The organism is Xanthomonas sp. NCPPB 3583 (assembly GCF_041475715.2).
In the GTDB taxonomy this organism is placed as follows: Bacteria; Pseudomonadota; Gammaproteobacteria; order Xanthomonadales; family Xanthomonadaceae; genus Xanthomonas; species Xanthomonas euvesicatoria.
The window spans coordinates 1,575,954-1,599,693 of sequence record NZ_CM191263.1 but is presented as its reverse complement, the minus strand read 5'-3'; the positions used below and the strand labels follow the sequence as shown (position 1 = coordinate 1,599,693).

Here is a 23,740-nt window from a genome sequence, read left to right as displayed (position 1 = left end):
CGCGTGCCGAGCACTGGCCTGGACCCTCACGCCGCAGCGCCCCAGCCCGCCACCGCACCACCGCGTGGCGGCCTGGCCGCACGCGTCGGCAGTCTGCGTCGCTGGGTGGATTCGCAAGCCGACGAGCCCCTGGACGAAGCGCGTGCCGATCGCATCGACTGGCTACGTGCCGTGCCCTTCATCGCCCTGCACCTGGCCTGCCTGGCGGTGTTCTGGGTCGGTGCATCCTGGTTCGCGGTGGGCATGGCAGTGGCGCTGTACGCGCTGCGCATGTTCGCACTCACCGGCTTTTATCACCGCTACTTCTCGCACCGCGCGTTCAAGACGTCGCGCGCACTGCAATTCGTCTTTGCCGCTATAGGGGCCACCTGCGTGCAGCGCGGGCCGTTGTGGTGGGCGGCGCATCATCGCAACCACCATCGACATACCGACACCGGCCGCGATCCGCATTCACCGGCGCAGCACGGCTTCTGGTGGAGCCATACCGGCTGGTTCCTGACCCCGCGCAATTTCCGCACCGACTGGGAAGTGATCCCCGACCTACGCCGTTTCGCCGAACTGCGCTTTCTGGACCGCTTCGACATCGTGATGCCGGTGCTGCTGGCGCTGGGGCTGTACCTGCTCGGCGACTGGCTGGCAGTGGCTGCGCCCGCGCTTAAGACCAGCGGTGCGCAGTTGCTGGTGTGGGGCTTTGTGATCTCCACCGTGGCGTTGTTCCATGCCACCTTCACCATCAACTCGCTGGCGCATCGTTTCGGCAGCCGGCGCTTCGACACCCGCGACGACAGCCGCAACAACTGGCTGCTGGCGTTGCTCACCTTCGGCGAAGGCTGGCACAACAATCACCATTTCTTTCCCGGCTCGGCGCGCCAGGGACTGCGATGGTGGGAATACGACGCGACCTGGTACGGACTCACCGCGATGTCGTGGGTGGGGCTGGTGTGGGACCTCAAGCCGATGCCGAAGCTGCTCACCCAGCGCGCCGAACGGGTGAAACGATGAGCGAGGGCAGGATTGCCGTGGTCGGCAGCGGAATCGCCGGCCTCGGCGCGGCGTGGCTGTTGTCGCGGCGCTACGAGGTGACCCTATTCGAGGCAGCCGATTATCTGGGCGGGCATACGCACACGCACGACATCGAGCTGGAGGGGCAGCGTTACGCGGTGGACAGCGGCTTCATCGTGTTCAACCCGCAGCATTACCCGCTGCTCACGCGCATGTTCGCCGAGCTGGACGTGGCCGCGCAGCCGACCACGATGAGCTTTTCGGTCCACGACGCGCGCAGCGGGCTCGAATACAACGCCGGCACCTTGAACGGGTTGTTCTGCCAGCGCCGCAACCTGCTCAGCCCGCGCTTCTGGGGCATGCTGGCCGACCTGCGCCGCTTCTATCGCCAGGCACCGGCGGTGCTGCACAGCGACGAGCGTTTCAGCACGTTGGGCGCGTATCTGCAGCGGCACGGCTATTCGGATGCATTCCGCGACCAGCACCTGGTGCCGATGGCGTCCGCGCTGTGGTCCTCGCCTTCGCAGACCATTCTCGAATTTCCCATGGGCCAGTTGATCGGCTTCATGGCCAATCACCACATGCTGCAACTGAGCGGGCGCCCGCAGTGGCAGGTGGTGCGGGGCGGGTCCAACAGCTATGTGCGTGCGCTGCGGCGGCGCTGGCAGGTGATCGAGCGCCTGTCCACGCCGGTCCAGGCAATCCGCCGCACGCCCAATGGCGTGGTGCTGAAGGCCTCGCGTTGCGAGGAACATTTCGACCACGTGGTGCTGGCCTGCCATGCCGACGATGCGCTGGGTTTGCTCAGCGACGCCACGCCGGCCGAACGCCACATCCTCGGTGGCATCACCTACCAGGACAACGACACCGTGCTGCACACCGATGCCAGCGTGCTGCCGCGCGACCGGCGCGCCTGGGCAGCATGGAACGCGCACGTGCCGGCCGACCCGGATGCCGCCTGCACGGTGAGCTACTGGATGAACGCACTGCAGTCGATCGCGTCACCGCAGCCGTTCATCGTCAGCCTCAATCGCAATCACGAGATCGACCCGGGCAAGGTGCTGCGGCGCATGCGCTATCGCCACCCGGTGCAGAACGCCGCAGCGGTGGCAGCACAGGCGCGCAAGGCCGAGATCCAGGGTGTGCAACACACCTGGTTCGCCGGGGCCGCATGGGGCTTCGGTTTCCACGAAGACGGCCTGCGCAGCGGCGTGGACGTCGCGCATGGCCTGGGAGTGCATTGGTGATGCAGTTGCTGCGCGACGCCCACCACGACGCGGTGCCGTTGCCCCCTGCCGAGGGCAGCGGCGCCCGTCGCGTGGAGGCGCCGTTGCGCAGCGCGATCTACACCGGCTGGGTGCGGCACCGGCGCTTCATGCCCAAGGCGCTGCACTTTCGCCATCGCCTGTTCCTGATGTACCTGGATCTGTCCGAGCTGGATCAGGTGTTCGCACGACGCTGGTTATGGTCGGTGGGGCGCGCCAACCTGGCGCAGTTCCGGCGCAGCGACTATCTGGGCGATGCGCGCATTCCGCTGGACCAGGCCGTGCGCGACTGCGTGCAGACGCACACCGGCGAGCGCCCCGAGGGCGCGATCCGGCTGCTGACGCATCTGCGTTACTTCGGCCACGTGTTCAACCCGGTCAGCTTCTACTATTGCTTCGATCGCCACGACGGCCTGCGCTGGATCGTGGCCGAAATCACCAACACCCCCTGGCAGCAGCGCCACACCTACGTGCTGCCGGTCGCGCAGGCGCGCACGCATCGCGACGTGCATGCGTGGCGCTTCGACAAGCGCTTCCACGTTTCGCCGTTCATGGGCATGCAACACCGCTACGACTGGCGCTTCAGCGTGCCGGATGCACAGTTGCGCGTGCACATGGATGTGCTGGACGCCGTTGGCGACGATGCTGGCGGTGCCCTCGACAACAGCGGCACGCGCCGCTTCGACGCCACCCTGGTACTGCAACGTCAACCGCTCACCGCGCGCAACCTGGCGCGCACGTTGCTGGCTTATCCGTTGATGACGGTGTGGGTGGTGATTGCCATCCACTGGCAGGCCTTGCGCCTGTGGCTGCGCGGCAACCCCGTCCACGACCACCCTCACCCGCCTGTGCGAGAACCCCGATGAACGCCACGTCCCTGCCCGATCACGCTGCGCCGCGCGCGGCTTCCTGGACGGACCGCCTGCTGCGCAAGCGCCTGCTGGCCACGCTTGGGCAATTGCGTGACGGGCAGCTGCAGCTGCATGAAGCCGGCACCGTCACCACGCTTGGCACGGCCACGGGCGCGCAGGCCTTGCAGATGCAACTGCGCGTGATCGACCCCGGCTTTTATCGCCAGGCGGCGCTCAACGGCAGTGTCGGCGCGGGCGAGTCGTATATGGACGGGCAGTGGCAGTGCGACGACCTGGTGGCGTTGATGCGGCTGCTGCTGCGCAACCGCGAGCGGCTGGACGCGATGGAGACCGGCACCGCACGTCTGGGCGGCTGGGCCATGCGCAGCCTGCATGCGTTTGCGCGCAATACCCGCAGCGGCAGCCGGCGCAATATCGCCGCGCACTACGACCTGGGCAACCCGCTGTTCAAGCTGTTCCTGGATGAAAACCTGATGTACTCGTCGGCGATCTTTGTCGACGGCGAAGAGGCGCAGGGGGAGGCGGCACTGGAGCGCGCGGCGACCCGCAAGCTCGAACGCATCTGTCAGAAACTGCGCCTGGCGCCGCACCATCATGTGCTGGAGATCGGCACCGGCTGGGGCGGCTTTGCGCTGCACGCCGCACGCGAACACGGCTGCCGCGTCACCACCACCACCATTTCGCGCGAGCAGTTCGAACTGGCCAACCAACGCATCGCCGCGGCAGGCCTGAGCGATCGGGTGACGGTGCTGTTGCACGACTACCGCGACCTGGAAGGCCGCTTCGACCGCGTGGTCTCGATCGAGATGATCGAAGCCATCGGCCACCAGTATCTGGACACCTACTTCGCCAAGGTCGGCAGCCTGCTGGCCGACGATGGCGAAGCGCTGATCCAGGCCATCACCATCGAAGACCACCGCTACAAGCAGGCGCTGCACTCGGTGGACTTCATCAAACGGCACATCTTCCCGGGCAGCTTCATTCCTTCGGTTGCGGCGATGACCGGCGCGATCGCGCGCGCCAGCGATCTGCGCCTGTTCAATCTGGAAGACATCGGCCCGAGCTATGCGCTGACCTTGCGCGCGTGGCGCCAGCGCTTCATGGCGCAGTTGCCGCAGGTGCGTGCGCTGGGCTACGACGAGCGCTTCATCCGCATGTGGGAGTTCTACCTGGCCTATTGCGAGGCCGGATTTCTGGAACGCTCGATCGGCGATGTGCATTTGTGGCTGAGCAAACCCGCTGCACGCCCGCCGCAGTTCGTGCCTGGCCTCACTGCCGGCGCATGAAGCAGCTCGGCAACTACCTCGGCCTGCAGGTGCTGTGGCTGGTCGCGGTCGGTTCCGCTGCGCATGCGCGCATCTGGCCGACGCTGCTGGCGCTGGCGGTCTTCGCGCTGTACCAGCTGTGGCCTTCGCGACGCGCGCCCGGCGACGTGCAGTTGATGGTGGCGGCCTTGTCGCTGGGATTGCTGCTGGACACCACGCTGGCAGCGGGCAATTGGGTGCGCTACGCCGCGCCGTGGCCGGGCAGCCTGCTGGCGCCGCCGTGGATCCTGGCGTTGTGGCTGGGCTTTGCGCTCACCCTCAACCATTCGCTGGCCACGGCAATGCAGCGGCCGTGGCTGGCGGTGCTGCTGGGCGCGATCTTCGGGCCGTTTTCGTACTGGCTGGCGCAACGCAGCTGGCACGCGGTGGAATTTCAATCGCCTTACCTGCATGCCGTGCTTGCCGTGGGCATCGGCTGGGGCGTGGCCTGCGGCGTGTTGTCGCTATATGCACGCCGGCTGGCGCGACCATTACCCGATGACCCCACTGGAGAACTGCAATGAATGCCTGGCCGCTGCTGCATGTGGGCGTGTTCGCAAGCGTGGTGATGGTGATCGGCTGGCTGTGGCAGCGTCGCAGCGGCAACGCCGGCCCGGTCGATGTGTTGTGGGCGGGCTGCCTGGCGGTGGCTGCGCCGTACTGTGCGTGGATGTCCGAGGGCGCACTGCTGCCGCGCGTGCTGGTGGCGGTGCTCGGGGGCGTGTGGGGCGCGCGTCTGGCGCTGCACCTGGGCGTGCGCGTCTTCGGCGACCCGCATGAAGACGGCCGGTACCGCGCGTTGCGCGAACATTGGAACGGCAGCCAGAGCAAGTTCCTCGGTTTTTTCCTGGCACAGGCCGGGGTGGTGGTGCTGTTCGCGGTGCCGTTCCTGGCCGCGGCGAGCAACCCAAACGCGGAATGGAGCGCATGGACAGCCATCGCGATCGTCGTGTGGTTGATCGCGGTCGGTGGCGAGGCGTTGGCGGACCGGCAGTTGTCGGCGCACAAGGCCAACCCGGCCAATCGCGGCAAGACCTGTCGCGCCGGGCTGTGGCGTTATTCGCGCCACCCCAATTACTTTTTCGAGTTCGTGCACTGGTTCGCCTATCTGGCGCTGGCCGTCGGTGCCGGCCCGTGGCCGGTGGCGCTGTGCGCGCTCGGGCCGGTGGTGATGTTCGTGTTTCTGTATCGCTTCACCGGCATTCCTTACACCGAGCAGCAGGCGCTGCGCTCGCGTGGCGAGGACTATGCCCGGTACCAGCGCAGCACCAGCGCGTTCTTTCCGCTTCCCCCTTCGTCCTGATTTGCCTGGAGAGTTGCATGTCTACCGTTATCGTCCCGCCCTCCGCGCAGCCCGAAGAAGCCTTCTCCACGCGGCTCGCCGAATCCGGTGTGCTGCCCGATGCCGTCTTGCGCCACGGCATCCGTCGACTGTGCGCGCAGCGCCTGCGCGATGAGCGAGGCAACGATGCCGATGCCAACGGCGAGCGGCAGCGCGCCTTCATCGACAGCCTGCGGGCCAGTGCGATCGCGATCGAAACCGATGCGGCCAATCGCCAGCATTACGAATTGCCGCCGCAGTTCTTCACCCTGTGCCTGGGCCGCCGGCTCAAGTACAGCAGCTGCTACTGGGATGCCACCACGCCCAATCTGGATGCCGCCGAAGAACGCATGCTGGCGCTGTACGGCGAGCGCGCCGAACTGGCCGATGGTCAACGCATCCTGGAACTGGGCTGCGGCTGGGGCTCGTTGACCCTATGGATGGCCGAGCGCTATCCGAACGCCAGCATCACGGCGGTGTCCAACTCGCGCCCGCAGCGCGCACATATCCTGGAGCAGTGCCGCGTGCGCGGCCTGAGCAACGTGCAGGTGATCACTGCCGACGTCAACGCGCTGACCCTGCCACCGGGCGACTTCGATCGCGTGGTGTCAGTGGAAATGTTCGAGCACATGCGCAACTACCGCGACCTGCTCGCACGCGTCGGCAGCTGGCTGGCACCGGGCGGCAAGCTGTTCGTGCACATTTTTTGCCACCGCGACCTGGCCTACCCGTTCGAAGTGGCCGGCGAAGACAACTGGATGGGCCGGCATTTTTTCACCGGCGGGCTGATGCCGGCGGCCGATACCCTGCTGCACTTCCAGCAGGATGTGGTGATCGAACAACGTTGGCTGCTGTCGGGCGAGCATTACGAGAAGACCGCCAACGCCTGGCTGGAAAACCAGGACCGCCACCGCGACCAGATCATGCCGCTGTTGAAGCAGACCTACGGCGACGACGCGCAGCGTTGGTGGCAGCGCTGGCGGATGTTCTGGCTGGCCTGCGCGGAATTGTTCGGCTACGACCACGGCCGCGAGTGGGGCGTGGCGCATTACCGCTTCGTCAAACGTTGATTGCACCGCCGGCAGCCGTTGCGAACATGACTGCCGGCCACCATGCACCGCGCGTGCTTGCGCGCACTGCGACAACCGCGCAGCAGTCACCTGGTTGCGCTGAAGCGCTGCGTGCCATCGCGCGCACCGCTTCAAGCGCCGCACCCAGTGGCGCGATCAGCCCGCCGCAGCGGTCACCACGATTTCCACTTTCCACTCCGGCCGCGCCAACTTGGCTTCAACGGTGGCGCGGGCAGGCGTGAAGCCGTGCGGCACCCACTCGTCCCAGGCCTTGTTCATGCCATCGAAATCGGCGATGTCGGCGAGGAAGATCTCCGCACGCAGGATCTTGGTCTTGTCGCTGGCCGCCAGCGCCAGCAGCTTGTCGATCTCGCCCAGCACCTGGCGGGTCTGCCCGGTGATGTCCTGGCTGGTGTCCTCGGCAATCTGGCCGGCCAGGTAACACACGCCGGCATGGACGGTCATTTCGGACATACGCGGACCCGCATCGAATCGCTGCAGCATTTCAGGCTTCCTACGGTTGATTGACCCCTGCATTGTCCCGCGAATGCGGCAGACGTGCAGCCCCGTCGCGCTCGCAGCGCGCCAACACGGTGCCCGCGCGCACCATCCAGGCCACGATCAGCACGATGGCGATCTTCTGGCTGATGCCCAGGGGTGCGCTGGTCACGGTGACATGGAACAGCAACACCGCAAACGCTGCCCAGCCCAGCGGGAAGGCCGAAGGAAAGTGTGCACGCCACCGCACATCGGCCCGGAAGTACCACGCCTGCAGCAATACCGCGGCAATCACGCACAGAAACGTCGTATCCGCCGACAACACATGCACCATCGCGGCCGCCTCCGGCGCCAGCTCGGGCATCCAGCTGTCGCCGATCGAGACCATGCACAGCCCCAATGCCGCCATCCAGAACAAACCCAGCACGGTGCGGCTGCGCGCGGCCGGTGCCAACGCCGCATACAGCCCCAGCGCCAGCCACGCCATGCTGGCGGCCAGCAGGCAGTAGGCGGTGCGCAGCAACAGGCCATACGGACCGTGCAGATAGGCGCTCAGTTGCGCATCCACCCACCAGAGATCGCGGCGCAGCCATTGCAACACCAGCACCAGCCCGATGAAGACCATGCCCGCGGCGGCGGCGATGCGGCCGGCGTAGCCGCTCCAGCGCGGCGGCATGGCCCGCGCGTGCGGCGCAAACGTTGGGGAATCGGGTGGAGTGCGCATCAGCAGCCTGTCTGCCTTCCAACTGTCATGGCGGTCCTGTCGTGTTCGTTCGGCACGCGTGTGCGGCTTTGCCCTATGATGCGCGCGGCCGGCCCGCACAGACACTGTGTCGGTACGATCGAACCACGCGTTCACTGGATGTCGGCACCTTCGCAACCACGCTGCATGCACCCTCAACCCAACCGGCCCATGCATTGCAAACGCGCGCGCGGCACACCTCGTGCATGCACCCTCCTTCCCTTTCAACAGATCCCGTTGCCCTCATGACGGATACCCCCGCGTCTTCCGAAACGTCCGCCAGCGGTTGGCGTCGCGCCTTGCCGGTCATCATCAGCCTGGCGATCCTGGCGATGGCCCTGCATGCGCTGTCGTCGCAGTTCACCGACCACGGCTACCGCCAGATCCGGCATGCATTCCGTGCGCTGGGCGCGGGGCAGATCGCACTGACGCTGCTGCTCGGCTTGAGCAGCTACGCGTGCCTGGTGGGCTTCGACTGGGTGGGGCTCAAGCGCACCGGCAAGCAGCTGCATCCGGCACGGGTGGGCATCACCGCCTTCATGGCGCATGCGGTCGGGCAGACCTTGGGATTTGCCGCACTCACCGGCGGCGCCGTGCGCCTGCGCGGCTACGGCAGCGTGGGCCTGACCCTGGCCGAGATTGGCCAGGTGGTGCTGATGAGCACCCTGGGCTTCATCTTCGGGGCCTGGGTGCTGCTGGGTCTGGCATTGCTGCTGGAACCGGAAGCGGCCGCGCGCGCGTTGCCGATCACCGCGCAGGCCATCCGCATCGCCGGCATCGCCCTGCTGGTCGGCTACGGCGCCATGCTGGCGCTGGTCGGCAAACAGGGCCGCGAGTTCGGCATCCGCACCCACCGGTTCTGGTTACCGGACCGCACCACGGTGCTGGGCGTCACCGCACTGAGCGTGGTGGAACTGGGCCTGGCCGCGGCCGCGTTCTACGTGCTGCTGCCGCCGGACCCCGGTACCGGCTACTTCGGCTTCATCGGCATCTGGCTGGTGGCCGTGGTGGCCGGGCTGATCTCCACCGTGCCGGCCGGCCTGGGCGTGTTCGAGTGGAGCCTGCTCAAACTGCTGCCGCACGTGACTCCCGCCGCGGTCCTGGCCGCGGCGCTGGCCTACCGCGTCACGTACTACATCGTGCCACTGCTGATCTCGGTGGCCATGGCGGCCGCCTCCGGGCTGCGCGCGCCGGTACGCGTCGGCGCCAGCACCGCGCGCACCGTGTGGAAGACCCTGCGCCCGTGGCTGCCGCAGATTCTGGCGTTGGCGGTGTTTGCAGTGGGTGCCGCGCTGGTGATCGACGGCACCCTGCCGACACCGCGCGCGCGCCAGGAAGTGGCGCCGCTGCCGCTGATCGAAACCTCGCACCTGCTGGTCAGCCTGGGCGGCATGATGCTGCTGCTGATCGGGCAGGGCCTGCAGCGCCGCAGCCATGCGGCCTGGGTGCTGGCGCTGGGCGTGTGCTTGCTGCTGCCGCCGTTGGCGCTGCTGCGCGGCAGCCATATCTCGGTGTCGTTGTCGGCGGCGCTGGCAGCGGTTGCGCTGTGGGCGGCGCGACGCGAGTTCTATCGCCAGGGCGCGCTGCTGGACGAAGCCTGGTCGTGGCGCTGGCTGAGCAACCTGGGCCTGGTGCTGGTGGCCACGTTCTGGCTGCTGTTCTTCGTCTACAGCCATGTCGAATACAGCAACGATCTGTGGTGGCAGTTCGCCACCTCGGCCAATGCGCCGCGTGCATTGCGCGCCGCGCTGATCCTGTGCGTGGGCGTGATCGTGTTCGGCATGGCGCGCCTGCTGCGTGGTGGACGCAGGCCGATGCCGGCGGCCGATGCGCAGACGCTGCAAACGCTGGCACCGATCCTGGCCACCAGTACCGATACCCAGGCCTGCCTGGCGCTGACCGGCGACAAGGCGTTTTTGTTGGATGAGCAGCGCCGTGGCTTTGTGATGATGCAGCGCTATGGCGGTTCGTTGATTTCCATGGGCGACCCGGTCGGCCCGCCGGAGGTGGCGTGCGCGCTGATCTGGCGCTTCCGCGAAGAGGCCGACCACATGGGCCTGCGCCCGGTGTTCTACCAGGTCGGCGAACGGTACTGGCAGACCTATCTCGACATGGGCCTGACCCTGGTCAAGCTGGGCGAAGAGGCGATCGTGCCGCTGGAGGGTTTCACCCTGGAAGGCCGCGACCGTGCCGACCTGCGCCAGGCCTGGAACCGCGGCAAGCGCGGCGGCCTGAGCTTCCGCATGCTGCCGCCCGAACAGGTGGAGGAGGTATTGCCGCGCCTGGCCGAGGTGTCGGAACAATGGCTGGAAGAAAAATCCGGCGAAGAGAAAGGCTTCTCGCTGGGCAGCTTCGATCCGGATTACCTGCGTCGCTTCCCGGTGGCGGTGGCCGAGGTCGAAGGCCAGATCGTGGCATTTGCCAACGTGTGGTGGGCACCGGCCGGCGGCGAACTGTCGGTGGACCTGATGCGGCACAGCGCGCAGGCACCGAAGGGCACCATGGACTTCCTGTTCATCGAGTTGTTCCTGTGGGGCCAGGCCAACGGCTACACGCGGTTCTCGCTGGGCATGGCGCCGTTGTCGGGCCTGGCCGAACATCGCCTGGCCGGGCGCTGGAACCGCTTCGCCAGCCTGGTCGCGCGGCACGGCGAGCGTTTCTACGGATTCAGCGGTCTACGCCGCTTCAAGTCGAAGTTCGCCCCGACCTGGCGTCCACGCTATCTGGTCGCCCCCGGCGGCATGCATCTGCCGGCCGCCTTGCTGGATGTCACCCGCCTGATCTCGGCCGATCCTGGGCGGCAGGAGTAAGCCCGCGCGCGACGCTGGCGCCGAACATGCAGGTCCGGCCGCGTTCGCTGGCGCCCACCGGAGCGGATTGACAACGCAGGAGCACGCCGTTTCCGGCAATCCTGGTGTGCGGAGCAGCGGTCGCAGACCGTGAAAGCGCGGTGCCACCTCCGCGGGCCAGCGCATGTGGGGCGGCATGGATGCCGCCATCGAGCTTCCAGGACGGGTTTACAGCGTGTCGCGATTCCGGACCCGGCACCGCGCCGCCGACCAGGACACGGTCGGCGCACTCAGATCAAACACTGTCCGGCCTTACGGCTTCGACAGCGTGTGCAACTGGTCCATGATCGTCTTGGCCAGGGTCGTGTAATCGCCCTTGAAATGGTGATCGCCTGGCAGTGCGACCCGCTTGGCCACGTTTGCGGGCAGGTTCGGGCAAAGCGCATCGTCGTCGTCCTGGCCGTAGATGCACACCGTCGTGCCGGCCGGCAGACGCTGGATCTCCGGCGCGATCGGCAGGCCCTCGTCGTCCGAGCCCAGCCAGTTGCTGACGTGGAACTCGTAGTCGGCCAGCTTGCCGACCGACAGCAGCGCCGTCATACGCAGGTTCTGCTTGGTCGCAGCGGGCAGTTTATTGATGGCCGCCGGCAGCACGTCGGCGCCCTGCGAAAAGCCGATCAGTACCACGCGCTGGCGATCCCAGCGCTGCGCATAGATGCGGGCAATGCGATCCAGGTCGTCGGCAAAGCCTTGCGGGGTGCGTTCGGTCCAGAAGTAACGCAGCGAATCCAGGCCGACCACCGGAATGCCTTGCGCGGCGAGTGCATCGGCCACCTCTTCGTCCAGGCCTGCCCAACCGCCATCGCCGGACACGAAGATCACGAAGGTGTCGTCGTCGCTGTCGCCATCGGGCTTGGCCGGCAGTTCCACCACCGGCAGATCCGCCAGACCGCCCGGCGGCGGCGGCAACGCCACGCCCTTCTGTTCGCCCAGCGAACGCACCGCGGCGCGCAGGCCGGGCAGGATGTCGCCTTTGGCAGAGCGCCGGAAGGTTCGCGCCTGCGGCACCTGCTTGAGGAAACCCTCTTCGGCAGCCGCCGGGCAGCGTTTGTCCTGGCTGGCGGCAAGCACCCAGGGAATCTGCAACGGCACCGGCAACAGCGTGTTGGTCCCGGGGCGTACACCCGGCTGGCAGATTGCCTGGTTGGACACGGTGGCCGGGCAGAGCCCGTCGGTGAGCACGCCGGCCAGGACGTGCGGCTTGGCCTGAGCCGCGATCGCGTAGGCCAACGCGGCGCCCTCGCCATCGCCCACCAGCAGCGGCAGACGATAGGTGGGGATGTGATAGAAGGCCTGCACGTAACGCGAGAAATTTTCCACGTCGCCGACCGAGAACGTGCAGGTGCCGCCAGCCTTGCGTAGCACTGCGTACAGGTGCGCGGTGTCCACCACCGCCACCATCGCACCGTCGGCGCGCAGGCTTTCTGCCTGGGCCTGACGCTTGGCGGCATCGCCCGCACCGGCCAGCCAGATCACCACCCGTTGCGGCTCGCCCTTGGGCATCAGCACCGGCACCTGCTCGAAACGGCCGTGGCTGACCGGTTCCGGCGCCTGCGCGGCGGCCATGCCCGACAGCGTCAACATCGCCGCGCCGCAGAGCGCGCTCCACATTTCAAGTCGTCGCATGTCGCACCATCGGGAAAAGTGGTTCAAAGATAATCGTTCCGGACTGCAGCGCGAAGCGCAGGACCTGGCTCATTGCGCCTCGGGGCGGCTGACCGCCGGCTGGCGCGCTTCCCACGCTGCCAGGGCCTGGCGGTAACGCGTCAGCTCCTCGGCATACAGATCGTGCACGCACAGCGGGCAGCCGCTCTCACAGCATTCGTTGGGCGCAGGCGGCTGCGGGGCGATCGGGCGTGGGTCTGGGCGGGAAGCAGCGCTGTCGTGCATGCGGCCATTGTAGCGTGCGCATCGGACTCAGCCGGACATGCAGCCGGGCCGGGGCATGGCCGCTCAGCGCCCCAGCCGCCGGCGCAGATTGGCGCGCGCCGCGGTGTCGTAATGGGTATGGAAGTAGTCGCTCAGGAAGATGCGCGGCTGCTTGAGCACACCGGCCAGGAACCGGCGGCGATTGACCCGGAACAGCACGCTGGGCACGTGCCCGCGATACTCCTCGGCGATGGCCTGATCGTAGGCATCGAACACCGCTGCGGGCGCGGCCAGGATCGCCATGTCGCAGTCCAGGAACAGCGCGGCGTCTTCATCCACGTCCTGCGGCAGCACGTGCCCGTGCCGAGCCGTGAGCAGGATCAGCGCCTGCACCCGCTCGACATCCACCCGCGCCTGCGGCCACCAGCGCGGGATGGCTTCGGCCGCCATCAGTGCCGATTGCGCCTCGTTGTCGCTGCGTCCGGGCTGATACACCGCATCATGGAACAGCACCGCCAGCCAGACTTCTGTCGGCTGGCGCCAGCCCGGCCCGGCCGCGACCTCGGCGTAGTGCTGCAGCACCGCGCGAACGTGGCCGAAGTGGTGGTAAGCGCGCGGCGGGGCGGCATAGGCCTGTTCGAGCGCGGCCAGGTGGTCGGCCTGCAATGGCAATGGCGTGGCGATGTCCATGTCCGCAGGCTACCGCGTACGCGCGGCCATGCACATCAGCGCAGCGACCAGCGGCCTTCGATCTGGTAGCGCGACTGGCCAAGAAAGCTGCGCACCAGCGCGAAATCGCGCACGGTCCAGGCTAGCGCATCGCAGCGCCGCTGCGGCACCGCCTGATTGCAGTACAGCAGCGTCATGTGCGGCGTGTATTGCGCGTCGCCGGCAATGCCCACATGCGCCAGCTGCCTTCCCAATGCGCCCTGCAGCTCGTAAAGCCCGCGCACCTGCTCTTCGCCACGCAGCACGCAGGGAAGTTGCGAGCGCCTGCCGCCGAAGGTGCCGACGCGATCGAACTCCACCTCGAACGCGTCCATCTGCACGCGCGTCGCGGCCTGGCTGGCGCGGCTCACCAACGATGGCGGCAGACCACCGGCGTAATCGCCCAGATGATGCAGGGTCACATGCAGCCGTTCGCGCGCAAGCGCCTTGCCTTGGGCGTGCCCGCCTTGCAACAGGCGGTCGGCAATGCGCGCTGCATGCTCGGCAGTGGACGCATCGGCCATCACCGCGAAAAACAGACGTTCGGTGGTCTTCTCTTCTCCAAGCCCGAGCGACAGCTGTGCCTCGGCCGACGACAGGTACAGGAACTGTTGCTTCATGGGTGGATGCCGCGACCGCGCAACGCGGGCCTGCCTGAAGAAGGGCGGCGGATACTAGCAGACCCAACACGTGCCGGACATGCCGGCATGCATGGCGTGGATGTGGAACCTCTTGCATTGCGTGGAACGGCGATTGCGGCCTTGCGCCATGCATGCGCGCCTGCGGCGACACACAAAGAAACGGGCAGCATGCGCTGCCCGTTTCCGCCTTTATCGTCTTACTCCGGAGCTGCATCGGATCGGTGACGATGCACTCGGTTCAACGCGCAGCTTATGCGGCGCTCTTCATCGCATGCTTGCGGTTGCGCATGACGTCATGGCAAGCGCGTACCTCGGGCAGCAGGCGCAGCGCGGCTTCGCGTGCAGCGGCCGGGGTGTCCTGGTCGGCGATGGTCTCGTCGAACGCCTTCAACAGACGGTCTTCGGACTCTTCCAGCTCGGCCACATAGCCGTACTTGGTGTCGCCCAGGGTTGCGCGAACCTTGCCGTAGAACTGCTGCATGCTGCCCACCATGGTGCCGTGCTGTTCCGGCGTGCCACCGGCGGCGGCGACCACACTGCTCAGGCTGCTGACGATGTCGGTCTTGACGCCGGCAATGCGACGGAACAGCGTCGCGAGCTCCGCGTCGCCCACCTTGGCCGCGGCTTCTTCGTAGAAGTCCTTGCCGTCGCGCGAGATGGCGATGAGGTCATTGAGGCTATGCTCGGTTTTGCTCTGAATGCTCATGTGTGGCTCCTTGTTTGGATGGACCGACGCGGCGCGGTGCGATGACTGCGCGTGCGGCGGGTTGAGTCAATCGATGGGTTGATTGCAGTGCCGTCGCGTTGTGTACGGCCTCATCCTCGCGTTGCCTGCATAATCGATATGTGAGCGATGTGGGCATCGTCCTCACGCCATCATGCAGGCGATGAATTGCAATTCATCCATGCCAACAGCGGGTCAAGATCACTTCGGCTGGCGGCTAGCCCACATGTTGTCGACCAGATTCGGATACGGCCGCCCCGCCTCTTCGGCGCGCTGCTTGGCGGCTGCTTTTTGCGCATCGGTCAACGGTGTCGACTTCGCCTTGCCCTTGGGATTGGAGCGCTTCCACGGCGGTGGAGTGAACTCGTTCATGGCACTGTTCGGTCCGCTTGATGGAACGCGAAGTCTCGCCGGCGCCCCGTGAGATGGCTGTCGTGATGGCACATGGGCCGTGCGAATCGCTGCATGGCGGCGCAAGCTGCCACCGGAGCGAAACGGCGCCGCGGGCGCTTGACGCATTGCGGCACCGGCAACTCAGCAATTCGTCAGCACTGCACGTTGCTGATGGCGTTCCTGCCACACCGCCGCTGCATAGACCAGCAACCCGCCGAGCGCGGTGGCCGCGCCGACGTAGCCGGTGGAGGTCCAACCCCAGCCTGCCGTGATCGCCATGCCGCCCAGCCATGGACCCAATGCATTGGCCGTATTGAACGCTGCATGGTTGGACGCTGCGGCCAGGGTCTGCGCTTCTGCCGCCACGTCCATCAAGCGCGTCTGTAAGGCCGGCGCCAACGCCCCCATGGTGCCGACCGCCACAATCGAGACGAACACCCACACGCCTGACTGCGCTGCCAGCGGAAACGTCAACATCACCACCACCGACCACAGCAGCAACACCGGTACGGCGCGGAACTGCATGCGATCGAACAACCAACCGCCCAGGATGCTTCCCAGCACCCCGCCCACGCCGAATGCCACCATCGCCAACGGGATGCGCGCTGCGGTCACGCCGGTCACCGCAGTCAAGGTCGGCGCAAGGTAACTGAAGACGCAGAACATGCCGGAAAAACCCACCGCCCCGATCGCCAACGCCAGCCACACCTGCGGCTGATTGAACGCGCGCAATTCGCGCAGCGGCTGCTGGCGCGGCTCCTCCGGCTGCGGCGGCAACAGGACCGCCACAGCGGCGACCGTGCCCAGCGCAATCACCGACACCGACGCATAGGCCCAGCGCCAGCTCACGATTTGCCCCAGCCAGGTTGCCAGCGGGTTGCCCACCAGCAGCGCAACGCTCAGACCCAACAACACGCGCCCCACTGCAGTGGCACGTTGATTGGGCGGGCTGATCGATGCGGCCACCAGCGACGCGACGCCGAAGTAGGCGCCATGCGGCAGTCCGGCGATAAAGCGGCACAGCAGCATGGCGTGGTAGCTCGGTGCCAATGCGCTGGCCACGTTGCCCAGCGCATAGAACACCATCAACAGCAGCAACAAGGTGCGCCGCGGCCAGCGCGCGCCCAGGATCGCCAGCAAGGGCGCACCCACCACCACGCCCAACGCATACGCGCTGATGACGTGACCGACCTGCGGCTCGGTGATCTGCAGGCCCTGCGCAATCTGCGTCATCAGGCCCATGGTGGAGAATTCGCTGATGCCGATCGCAAAGCCGCCCATCGCCAGCGCAAGCAGGATCAGCACGTAATCGCGCCGGGACACGCGTGGCGAAGAAAGGTCGGTATCGGTCATGCCCGACTCCAGAGTGGCGGGCGGTCTATTATTGTGCAATGCAGCAGAGCAGGAAAGCGCGACACCAGGGGCGGTTCAGCGCCAGCGCCCACTCCATCACAGTTGCAGCGCATTCGACGCGACAGGGACGCTGTGTCCTATCTGCATCGCTCGAATCTGCTTGAGTCCGCCACCATCGCTACCGGGCACCGCGATCGGCGCGGCGTCGCGCCTGGCGCGTGATCAATTTCGACTGGTTGCTGATGTCCAAATCCACTCAATCCCCCTTGTTCTCGCCGGTGCGCCTGGGCGCGCTGGAGCTTGCCAACCGCGTGATCATGGCCCCGCTGACGCGCAACCGCGCGGTCGCCGGCCAGGTGCCCTCGCCGCTTGCCGCTGAGTATTACGGCCAACGCGCCACCGCCGGCCTGATCGTGGCCGAAGGCACCCAGATCAGTCCGCTGGGCCAGGGTTACCTCGATACGCCCGGCATCTACACCAAGGAACAAATCGAGGGCTGGCGCGCCGTCACTGACGAAGTGCATCGCCGCGGCGGCAAGATCGTGCTGCAGCTGTGGCACGTTGGCCGCGTCTCGCACACCAGTGTGCTGCCGCCGGGCGAAGTGCCGGTTGCGCCCAGCGCCATTCGCGCCGAAGGCAAGACTTTCACCAAGAATGGATTCGAGGACGTGTCCGAGCCGCGCGCGCTGGCATTGGATGAAATCCCCGGCTTGATCGAGGACTACCGCATCGCGGCGCGCAACGCGATCGATGCCGGCTTCGACGGCGTGGAAGTGCATGCGGCCAACGGCTATTTGTTGGACCAGTTCCTGCGCGACAGCTCTAACCAGCGCACCGATGCCTACGGTGGCGATATCGAAAACCGTACCCGCCTGCTTGCCGAAGTGGTGCAGGCGATTGCCGATGAAATCGGCGCCGAGCGCACCGGCGTGCGCTTGTCGCCGGTGACCCCGGTGTACGGCGCGCACGACTCCGACCCGCAGCCGCTGTTCGAACGTGCGGTCGAGCGCCTGAACCTGATCGGCAGGCTGGCCTTCGTGCACGTGATCGAGGGCGCCACCGGCGGCCCGCGCGACAACATCGCCTTCGACTATGCCGCGCTGCGCGCCAAGTTCGACGGCGCCTGGATCGCCAACAACGGCTACGACCGCGGCATGTCCGAACAGGCCATCAGCAGCGGCTACGCCGATGCGATCGCGTATGGCCGCCCGTTCATCGCCAATCCGGACCTGGTGCGTCGCCTGCGCGAGAACGCGCCGCTGGCCGAGATCGACCAGGCCACCATGTACGGCGGCGGTGCCAAGGGTTACACCGACTACCCCGCTTTGCCGGAGTAATCGCCTGATCGGCCGCTGACCAGGCGACCGCACCTGCCGGCTGGCACGGTGCGGTTGCCGTGGGTGACGCCGATGCACTGCATGCCTGCTGTTGGCCGATAAGCAGCGACCGGTCTTGCATGCGCGCCGCTGGCCATGCGGCCGCTCGGCGATTGCCAGGCGGACCGCTGCCGGCATCCTGCGCATCGCCTGCGCGCACCTGGTCGTGCGTTATTGGCATCGAGTTTTTTGCCGGTTGCCATGCGCGCCCGACACTCGTCACCCTGCATCATCTGATCCGCAACGCCACCCCATCACCACACGTGATTTCGCAGCGGCGCATGCGCGCTTACCGTCGCGATTGCCAGTACGCCAACGCTGCCGATGATGCAGCTATCTCATTGCCAAGGCTCTCGCGCATGCGACAGGGCTGCATGGTGGCGGCGGTGTATCCGCGCGACTAGCGCAATGGGCCTGCACTGCCTATCCGCAGGTGCGCTGCACATTGGGGCCATAGCGCGCGCCAGCTTCGCGCCAACGCACACTGCCGCGCCACGGGGTAACCGCGCTTACGCCTTGCGCAGGAAACAGGTCTTCAACACCAGGCCCTTGATCTTTTCCGAGTTGCCCTCGATGTGCTCGGCATCGTCTTCGACCAGGCGAATGTTGCGGATCACCGTGCCCTGCTTGAGCGGGATCGAAGAGCCCTTGACCTTGAGATCCTTGATCACGGTCACCGTGTCGCCGGCCTGCAGCACGTTGCCGTTGCTGTCGCGCACCACCGTCGTGTCTGCCGCGGCATCGCCTGCGCTCCATTCGAAGCCGCAGTCGGCGCAGATCGACATCGCGCCGTCGGCATAGGTGTTTTCCAGTCCGCATTGCGGACAGGCGGGGACGGTAGGCATGCAATTCCTTGATCGAAGCGGGCGTGGATTGTAGCCGCCCGGGTGCGCGATCACGCACCCGGCACGGGGATGGGGCGATAGTGCGGCGCTTGTCGAATGCCCCGCAGGTCGCGCGTGTCCAATCAGCCAGTGTCCACTCCCCCGCGCACAACGCCGCCCTCCCCTCACACCCAACAAAGCGACCCCGCCGCCAGCGAGAATGGCCCAGGCAAGCCCAAGGGTTCGCACGTGGTGGTGTACGTGGCACTGGCGGGCAATCTGGCCATTGCCGTGGCCAAGTTCATCGCCGCCGGCATTTCCGGCAGCTCGGCCATGCTCAGCGAGGGCGTGCATTCGCTGGTGGACACCGTCAACGAAGTGCTGCTGTTGTATGGCTTGCGCCGCGCCGCACAGCCGCCCACCCCGACCCATCCGTTCGGTTACGGGCGCGAGCTGTATTTCTGGAAGTTCATCGTCGCCCTGCTGGTCTTCGCGATGGGTGCAGGCGTGTCGCTGTACGAAGGCATCGTGCATTTACGCAACCCCGAGCCGGCCAAGAGCCATCTGATTGCCTACTGCGTGCTCGGCGTATCGATCGTGTTCGAAGGCATTTCATGGGTGGTGGCGGTGCGCGAATTTCGCTCCAAGAAAGGCCGCATGGGCTATTTCCAGGCATTTCGCCAGAGCAAGGACCCCACCACCTTCACCGTGTTGCTGGAAGACAGCGCTGCGTTGATCGGCCTGCTGATGGCACTGCTCGGCCTGGCCGGAGCGCAATTGTTCGACATGCCCGAACTCGACGGCATCGCCTCGATCGGCATTGCCGGCGTGCTGGCGTTTACCGCGTTCCTGCTGGCGCGCGAAACCAAGGGCCTGCTGATCGGCGAGCCGGCGCATGCGCATGTTACCGACTCGCTACTGCGCATCGCCGCCAGCGACCCGGACGTGCGTGCGGCCAATGGCGTGCTCACCATGCAAATGGGCCCCAACCAGGTGGTGGCGGCGTTGAGCGCCGAGTTCGAAGACAGCCGCACCACACCGCAGATCGAGGCCTGCGTCGGGCGGATCGAAGCCGCCGCCAAGCAGCAACATCCCGAGCTCACCGCACTGTTCATCAAGCCGCAGACCCCGGAAACCTGGCGTGCACGGCGTGCGCAGATCGAGAGCGGAGCAGCGCCGGACTGAGGGAGACCGAAGCGTGCGGCATGCAGATGTCGTGAAGCATGCCCGTGGGTCACCGCGTCGCTGCGCGTTGGTCCATCGAACGCAGCGCCAACGCCGCAATCGCCGATCGCGCCGCGGACGGTCGGCCCAACGCACTCCACGCTCCACTCCGTCTTCGCGCTGAGGCAGCCGGCGCGAGCCTGGTCGTGGCGGTCGTGCCGCCAAGCTGATCCCCGCCTCAACCGCAAACCTGGCTGCGGTTGCATGATCCGGTGCGATTGCCTACGGTGTGCGTGCGGCACCTCTTCGCATCGTGAATCAGCCGATGCATTCCCCTCGATCACCCATTCATGGAGGTTTCCAATGGAAATCAGCCAGGGTCGCGTTGCGACCATCCACTACACCCTTTCCGACGACAACGGCCAAGTGCTGGACCGCTCCACGCCCGACACTCCGCTGAGTTATCTGCATGGCGCCGGCAACATCGTGCCCGGCCTGGAGCAGGCACTGGAAGGCAAGCGGCTGGGCGATACGCTCACCGCCGACGTCGTGCCCGAACAGGGCTATGGCCCGCGCCACGAGCAGCTCATCCAGCAGGTGCCGCGCGACGCGTTTCCGACCGATGTCGACGTGGTACCCGGCGTGCAGTTCGAGGCGCGCACGCAGCAAGGCCCGGTCCTGGTCACCGTGACCGCGGTTGGCCCCGATCAGGTCACCGTGGACGGCAACCACCCGCTCGCCGGGCAAACCCTGCACTTCGCGGTCGAGGTGGTGGCAGTGCGCGAGGCCACCACGCAGGAATTGAACGACGGTCACGTGGCCGAGCTGGCCGCCTGACCCGGCGCGCGCCGCGCGCCCTCCTGGCTGCGGCGCGGGCCAGTGCGTAACACAGCGCTCGCGCTGGGCCATGGCGTCACCGACGCTGCCGATCTCGACGGCAGGTGCGGCGGGCGTAGTAAAGTGCGCGGCCCGCTCCCAGACCTGTCTGCATGAAACTCGGCATCGACTTCGGTACCAGCAACTCCGCCGCCGCGGCGATCGTCGATGGGCAAGTGGTGCCGGTGCGCTTCGGCGAGGCCTTGCAGTTCCGCACCACGGTGTATTTTCCCGAGACCATGCGCGACCCGGACGATTTCAGCCTGACGCCAGCGCTGGAGTACGAGGTAGAGCGGCTCATTGACTCGGGCCGGCGCGATGCATTGGCCGCCGGCGGCACCCCCAACACCGACCGCCTGCGCCGCGATGCGATCCGCATCGTGCGGCGGCAGTGGATGGAAGAGCAGGTGCGTGAGCCACGCAGTTCCGCCGCCCTGCTGCAAAACGCCGTCTACGGCGACGAAGCGCTGGATGCGTATTTTCTCGAAGGCGAAGGCAGCCTGGTGCAAAGCCCCAAGTCGATGCTGGGCTACAACCTGCATCCGCGCGCACGCCAGACCATTACCGGCATCGCCACCCATGTGCTGGAACACATCCGGCTGACAGCCTCGCGCCAGTTCGACATCAACATCCGTCACGCCACGCTGGGCCGGCCGGTGCAATTTCGCAGTTCGATCGGTGAGGCCGGCAATGCGCAGGCGCTGGAGATCCTGCAGACCGCCGCGATCGCCGCCGGTTTCGACAGCGTGGACTTTCTCGAAGAACCTGCAGCGGCGGCGATGCATTACCACGTCAGCCATGACAGCCGCCACGACACCGTGGTGGTGGATATCGGCGGCGGCACCACCGACATTGCCCATGCCAGCGTCGGTGGCAGCGCTGCGCCGCAGGTACACCGTGCCTGGGGCATCGCGCGTGGCGGCACCGATATCGATCTGGCGTTGAGCCTGGCGGCCTACATGCCCCTGTTCGGCCGCGGCATCACGCGCGTGCCCACCCACCATTACGTGGAGGCGGCGATGGTGCAAGACATGACGCGACAGCGCGAATTCCGCCTGCACAAGTACCAGGACGTGCCCGCCCCCTTCGACAAGCGCCTGCAGGCCTTGCAGGACACCGGCAACACCGCGCGCCTGTATCGCGGCGTGGAAACCTGCAAGATCGCGCTCAGCGAGCTGGATCGGCACCAGGCCGCGCTCGACTTCATTGAGCGCGGCCTGGGCGTGGAGGTGCACGCCAATGCATTGGTTGCGTCCGCTTCCAGTTATCTGGGCGAACTGGCAGGGCTGCTGGCACAGGTGCGCGCCGACATGGCCGCCGCACCGACGACGGTGTTCCTCACCGGCGGCATGTCGCGGGCGGGCTACATCCGCGAGACCGTGGCCGCTGCGTTCCCCGAATCGCGCCTGGTGCATGGCGATCCGTCATTCGGTGTGGTCCAGGGATTGGCCTGGGCTGCCGCGCAGGTAGTCCACTCGTCGGACGATTAACACGCGCTGCAACGTCATCCCCTATAATGCACGGTTGCTGCTCGACGCCCCGTCGTCTTGCCTGCAACGGCACGTACACCGTGCCGCCGCGACGGCGCACCGAACGCCGCCGCACTCTCGACACCGCTTCCGCGCGCGCCACCCTAGCCGCACGCGGTGTCACCGCACTTCCCCGCTACAGGAGGCCACATGGCACGTCCCGCGACCAAGCAGAAATCCCAGCCCAGCATCGCTCGCAGCGAAGGTAAGTCGCAGCCGCTCAGTCGTGAGCGCATCGCTGCCGACATCGCCGCGTTCCGCAAGACCGGCGGCCGGATCGAAGTGCTCACCACCAACTTCGGCCCGGCGCGCAACGACGGCGACAAGAGCGCCTAACGCCACCAACACCGCGGCAGGTTTGCAATGCATGTTGCCGCGAAGTTGGATTGTTGTATCAACGTGCCACCGCAAGGTGGCATGTTTGTGTCTGGCGTCCGCCGATGTCATTCATACGCATCGCGCAGGACTGCAACTCCAATGCGACCTCGTGTCGCTTCTGGCGATGACCCGCACAATGACTTCGCACAGGCCGCCGATGCTTGCAACCGAACGCTGCGGAGGCGTCGGCGCCTTGCACTGCATCCGCGCAAAAACTCCAGGCGTGTACCCACGACTCCATCCGCATGCGCGCGTAGGCATGCATTGAACGCATGCAATCTGCCGCACTTCTGCGTTCGCAGACGAGCATGTATTCACTCTGCACACCGACAGCGCAGAGTTGGCCCGCTACAATGGATTCCCCTTTGATTCTGCACGCCGTGATGCCTGCCTCCGATGCGTTGCCCGCCATGATCCGCAGCCTGTTGCCCCATTGGAATCCCGAATGGCTGGCGATTGCGGTACCGACGGTCAAGATCGTGCTGATCCTGGCAGTTGCCGCGTTGGTCCGCCTGCTGCTCCGGCAGTTGCTGCGGCGGCTGTGCACGCGTTACAGCGTGCCCGCCGAAATGATGATCGGCATCCGCCGCGTCGGCAGCTTCGTCATTTCGGTCAGTGCCTTGCTGATGGTGCTACGGGTCATCGGCGTCTCGGGCGGCACGTTGTGGACCGCATTCACCGGGTTCGCAGCCGTCGGCGCAGTGGCGTTCTTCGCTGCATGGAGCGTGCTGTCCAATATCTTCTGCACATTCCTGATCATCACCACGCGGCCATTTCGCCTGCACGATCACATCGAGGTTCTCGAAGGCGGCGACAAGCCCGGCTTGAAGGGACGTGTGATCGATATCAACGTGATCTACACCACGCTGGAAGAAACCGGCGAGCGTGCCGGCAGCGTACTGCAAGTCCCCAACAGCCTGTTTTTCCAGCGCACGACGCGTCGCTGGCGCGAGACCGGCAGCTTCAACGCCAACTAGGCGCA

General features: G+C 66.5%; 24 protein-coding genes. 14 read left to right on the top strand and 10 right to left on the bottom strand.

What is annotated here, in order from left to right; genetic code table 11:
* Window positions 1-3 precede the first annotated feature (3 nt).
* The 7 genes from ACCQ07_RS07145 to ACCQ07_RS07115 are packed head-to-tail and all read left to right on the top strand — an operon-like array spanning window position 4 to window position 6,834.
* On the top strand, window positions 4-1,002 hold the full coding sequence (locus tag ACCQ07_RS07145) for an acyl-CoA desaturase (protein WP_008578242.1): 999 nt from the start codon (window positions 4-6) through the stop codon (window positions 1,000-1,002).
* A complete protein-coding gene (locus ACCQ07_RS07140; RefSeq protein WP_008578241.1) occupies window positions 999-2,249 on the top strand; it encodes an NAD(P)/FAD-dependent oxidoreductase in 1,251 nt (416 codons plus the stop codon). Before ACCQ07_RS07145 ends, ACCQ07_RS07140 begins: the two co-directional genes overlap by 4 nt.
* Window positions 2,249-3,133, top strand: a complete 885-nt coding sequence (locus tag ACCQ07_RS07135) for a DUF1365 domain-containing protein (protein ID WP_071117415.1) — start codon at window positions 2,249-2,251, stop codon at window positions 3,131-3,133. The genes ACCQ07_RS07140 and ACCQ07_RS07135 overlap by 1 nt, the downstream gene beginning before the upstream one ends.
* Window positions 3,130-4,425, top strand: a complete 1,296-nt coding sequence (locus ACCQ07_RS07130; protein ID WP_008578239.1) for an SAM-dependent methyltransferase — start codon at window positions 3,130-3,132, stop codon at window positions 4,423-4,425. The genes ACCQ07_RS07135 and ACCQ07_RS07130 overlap by 4 nt, the downstream gene beginning before the upstream one ends.
* Window positions 4,422-4,967, top strand: a complete 546-nt coding sequence (locus tag ACCQ07_RS07125) for a DUF2878 domain-containing protein (RefSeq protein WP_008578238.1) — start codon at window positions 4,422-4,424, stop codon at window positions 4,965-4,967. Before ACCQ07_RS07130 ends, ACCQ07_RS07125 begins: the two co-directional genes overlap by 4 nt.
* Entirely contained in the window at window positions 4,964-5,746 is a 783-nt protein-coding gene (locus ACCQ07_RS07120) for a DUF1295 domain-containing protein (RefSeq protein WP_014089721.1), read from the top strand. Before ACCQ07_RS07125 ends, ACCQ07_RS07120 begins: the two co-directional genes overlap by 4 nt.
* Before the next feature lie 17 nt (window positions 5,747-5,763).
* Complete coding sequence (locus tag ACCQ07_RS07115; protein WP_014089720.1) at window positions 5,764-6,834, top strand: SAM-dependent methyltransferase; 1,071 nt, start codon at window positions 5,764-5,766, stop codon at window positions 6,832-6,834.
* A 156-nt stretch (window positions 6,835-6,990) separates the two neighbouring features.
* On the opposite strand, the gene ACCQ07_RS07110 is transcribed toward ACCQ07_RS07115, so the two are convergent.
* Both ACCQ07_RS07110 and ACCQ07_RS07105 read right to left on the bottom strand, forming a co-directional pair.
* The gene (locus tag ACCQ07_RS07110) at window positions 6,991-7,338 is read right to left on the bottom strand and encodes a RidA family protein (protein ID WP_008578235.1); all 348 of its coding nucleotides are present in this window, start codon (window positions 7,336-7,338) and stop codon (window positions 6,991-6,993) included.
* Window positions 7,339-7,348: 10 nt separating this feature from the next.
* Window positions 7,349-8,227 (bottom strand): DUF998 domain-containing protein, encoded by an 879-nt coding sequence (locus tag ACCQ07_RS07105; protein WP_326687314.1) that lies wholly within the window; start codon window positions 8,225-8,227, stop codon window positions 7,349-7,351.
* Window positions 8,228-8,319: 92 nt separating this feature from the next.
* On the opposite strand from ACCQ07_RS07105, the gene mprF reads away from it, so the two are divergent.
* The gene (gene mprF / locus ACCQ07_RS07100) at window positions 8,320-10,884 is read left to right on the top strand and encodes a bifunctional lysylphosphatidylglycerol flippase/synthetase MprF (RefSeq protein ID WP_014089718.1); all 2,565 of its coding nucleotides are present in this window, start codon (window positions 8,320-8,322) and stop codon (window positions 10,882-10,884) included.
* A 291-nt stretch (window positions 10,885-11,175) separates the two neighbouring features.
* Here mprF and ACCQ07_RS07095 read toward each other — a convergent pair whose 3' ends face one another.
* The 7 genes from ACCQ07_RS07095 to ACCQ07_RS07065 all read right to left on the bottom strand — a co-directional run bounded on the left by ACCQ07_RS07095 (window position 11,176) and on the right by ACCQ07_RS07065 (window position 16,611).
* A complete protein-coding gene (locus ACCQ07_RS07095) occupies window positions 11,176-12,549 on the bottom strand; it encodes a virulence factor (protein ID WP_031421813.1) in 1,374 nt (457 codons plus the stop codon).
* 69 nt (window positions 12,550-12,618) lie between these two features.
* The gene (locus ACCQ07_RS07090) at window positions 12,619-12,813 is read right to left on the bottom strand and encodes an oxidoreductase-like domain-containing protein (protein ID WP_008578230.1); all 195 of its coding nucleotides are present in this window, start codon (window positions 12,811-12,813) and stop codon (window positions 12,619-12,621) included.
* 63 nt (window positions 12,814-12,876) lie between these two features.
* Entirely contained in the window at window positions 12,877-13,482 is a 606-nt protein-coding gene (locus tag ACCQ07_RS07085) for an HD domain-containing protein (protein ID WP_031421811.1), read from the bottom strand.
* Window positions 13,483-13,517: 35 nt separating this feature from the next.
* On the bottom strand, window positions 13,518-14,120 hold the full coding sequence (thpR, locus tag ACCQ07_RS07080) for an RNA 2',3'-cyclic phosphodiesterase (RefSeq protein WP_008578228.1): 603 nt from the start codon (window positions 14,118-14,120) through the stop codon (window positions 13,518-13,520).
* A 271-nt stretch (window positions 14,121-14,391) separates the two neighbouring features.
* Complete coding sequence (locus ACCQ07_RS07075) at window positions 14,392-14,847, bottom strand: PA2169 family four-helix-bundle protein (RefSeq protein WP_014089716.1); 456 nt, start codon at window positions 14,845-14,847, stop codon at window positions 14,392-14,394.
* Between the two features lie 219 nt (window positions 14,848-15,066).
* A complete protein-coding gene (locus tag ACCQ07_RS07070; RefSeq protein WP_014089715.1) occupies window positions 15,067-15,237 on the bottom strand; it encodes a hypothetical protein in 171 nt (56 codons plus the stop codon).
* Window positions 15,238-15,399: 162 nt separating this feature from the next.
* Window positions 15,400-16,611, bottom strand: coding sequence for an MFS transporter (locus tag ACCQ07_RS07065; protein WP_031421810.1), 1,212 nt, complete (start codon window positions 16,609-16,611; stop codon window positions 15,400-15,402).
* A 218-nt stretch (window positions 16,612-16,829) separates the two neighbouring features.
* Between ACCQ07_RS07065 and ACCQ07_RS07060 the strand changes: the two genes are divergently transcribed.
* Entirely contained in the window at window positions 16,830-17,948 is a 1,119-nt protein-coding gene (locus tag ACCQ07_RS07060) for an alkene reductase (protein ID WP_008578224.1), read from the top strand.
* Between the two features lie 548 nt (window positions 17,949-18,496).
* Here ACCQ07_RS07060 and ACCQ07_RS07055 read toward each other — a convergent pair.
* Window positions 18,497-18,832, bottom strand: a complete 336-nt coding sequence (locus ACCQ07_RS07055) for a zinc ribbon domain-containing protein YjdM (protein WP_011346848.1) — start codon at window positions 18,830-18,832, stop codon at window positions 18,497-18,499.
* Window positions 18,833-18,946: 114 nt separating this feature from the next.
* Here ACCQ07_RS07055 and ACCQ07_RS07050 point away from each other — a divergent pair, with 114 nt between their 5' ends.
* The 5 genes from ACCQ07_RS07050 to ACCQ07_RS07030 all read left to right on the top strand — a co-directional run bounded on the left by ACCQ07_RS07050 (window position 18,947) and on the right by ACCQ07_RS07030 (window position 23,735).
* Window positions 18,947-19,996: a cation diffusion facilitator family transporter gene (locus ACCQ07_RS07050; RefSeq protein ID WP_372363935.1), complete on the top strand. Its 1,050-nt coding sequence runs from the start codon at window positions 18,947-18,949 to the stop codon at window positions 19,994-19,996.
* Between the two features lie 342 nt (window positions 19,997-20,338).
* Window positions 20,339-20,812 carry an FKBP-type peptidyl-prolyl cis-trans isomerase gene (locus tag ACCQ07_RS07045; RefSeq protein ID WP_014089711.1) on the top strand — a complete coding sequence of 158 codons (474 nt, stop codon included), beginning with the start codon at window positions 20,339-20,341 and terminating at the stop codon, window positions 20,810-20,812.
* Between the two features lie 152 nt (window positions 20,813-20,964).
* A complete protein-coding gene (locus ACCQ07_RS07040) occupies window positions 20,965-22,341 on the top strand; it encodes an Hsp70 family protein (RefSeq protein WP_071117411.1) in 1,377 nt (458 codons plus the stop codon).
* A gap of 189 nt (window positions 22,342-22,530) precedes the next feature.
* A complete protein-coding gene (locus tag ACCQ07_RS07035) occupies window positions 22,531-22,716 on the top strand; it encodes a hypothetical protein (RefSeq protein ID WP_008578219.1) in 186 nt (61 codons plus the stop codon).
* Window positions 22,717-23,141: 425 nt separating this feature from the next.
* The gene (locus ACCQ07_RS07030) at window positions 23,142-23,735 is read left to right on the top strand and encodes a mechanosensitive ion channel family protein (RefSeq protein WP_029818992.1); all 594 of its coding nucleotides are present in this window, start codon (window positions 23,142-23,144) and stop codon (window positions 23,733-23,735) included.
* The last annotated feature ends 5 nt before the right edge of the window (window positions 23,736-23,740 follow it).

Coding starts and splice junctions, on each gene's coding strand:
- ACCQ07_RS07140 (WP_008578241.1), top strand. CDS start 999: ATGAGCGAGGGCAGGATTGCCGTGGTCGGCAGCGGAATCGCCGGCCTC.
- ACCQ07_RS07135 (WP_071117415.1), top strand. CDS start 2,249: ATGCAGTTGCTGCGCGACGCCCACCACGACGCGGTGCCGTTGCCCCCT.
- ACCQ07_RS07130 (WP_008578239.1), top strand. CDS start 3,130: ATGAACGCCACGTCCCTGCCCGATCACGCTGCGCCGCGCGCGGCTTCC.
- ACCQ07_RS07125 (WP_008578238.1), top strand. CDS start 4,422: ATGAAGCAGCTCGGCAACTACCTCGGCCTGCAGGTGCTGTGGCTGGTC.
- ACCQ07_RS07120 (WP_014089721.1), top strand. CDS start 4,964: ATGAATGCCTGGCCGCTGCTGCATGTGGGCGTGTTCGCAAGCGTGGTG.
- ACCQ07_RS07115 (WP_014089720.1), top strand. CDS start 5,764: ATGTCTACCGTTATCGTCCCGCCCTCCGCGCAGCCCGAAGAAGCCTTC.
- ACCQ07_RS07110 (WP_008578235.1), bottom strand. CDS start 7,338: ATGCTGCAGCGATTCGATGCGGGTCCGCGTATGTCCGAAATGACCGTC.
- mprF (WP_014089718.1), top strand. CDS start 8,320: ATGACGGATACCCCCGCGTCTTCCGAAACGTCCGCCAGCGGTTGGCGT.
- ACCQ07_RS07095 (WP_031421813.1), bottom strand. CDS start 12,549: ATGCGACGACTTGAAATGTGGAGCGCGCTCTGCGGCGCGGCGATGTTG.
- ACCQ07_RS07090 (WP_008578230.1), bottom strand. CDS start 12,813: ATGCACGACAGCGCTGCTTCCCGCCCAGACCCACGCCCGATCGCCCCG.
- ACCQ07_RS07085 (WP_031421811.1), bottom strand. CDS start 13,482: ATGGACATCGCCACGCCATTGCCATTGCAGGCCGACCACCTGGCCGCG.
- thpR (WP_008578228.1), bottom strand. CDS start 14,120: ATGAAGCAACAGTTCCTGTACCTGTCGTCGGCCGAGGCACAGCTGTCG.
- ACCQ07_RS07075 (WP_014089716.1), bottom strand. CDS start 14,847: ATGAGCATTCAGAGCAAAACCGAGCATAGCCTCAATGACCTCATCGCC.
- ACCQ07_RS07070 (WP_014089715.1), bottom strand. CDS start 15,237: ATGAACGAGTTCACTCCACCGCCGTGGAAGCGCTCCAATCCCAAGGGC.
- ACCQ07_RS07065 (WP_031421810.1), bottom strand. CDS start 16,611: ATGACCGATACCGACCTTTCTTCGCCACGCGTGTCCCGGCGCGATTAC.
- ACCQ07_RS07055 (WP_011346848.1), bottom strand. CDS start 18,832: ATGCCTACCGTCCCCGCCTGTCCGCAATGCGGACTGGAAAACACCTAT.
- ACCQ07_RS07045 (WP_014089711.1), top strand. CDS start 20,339: ATGGAAATCAGCCAGGGTCGCGTTGCGACCATCCACTACACCCTTTCC.
- ACCQ07_RS07040 (WP_071117411.1), top strand. CDS start 20,965: ATGAAACTCGGCATCGACTTCGGTACCAGCAACTCCGCCGCCGCGGCG.
- ACCQ07_RS07035 (WP_008578219.1), top strand. CDS start 22,531: ATGGCACGTCCCGCGACCAAGCAGAAATCCCAGCCCAGCATCGCTCGC.
- ACCQ07_RS07030 (WP_029818992.1), top strand. CDS start 23,142: ATGCCTGCCTCCGATGCGTTGCCCGCCATGATCCGCAGCCTGTTGCCC.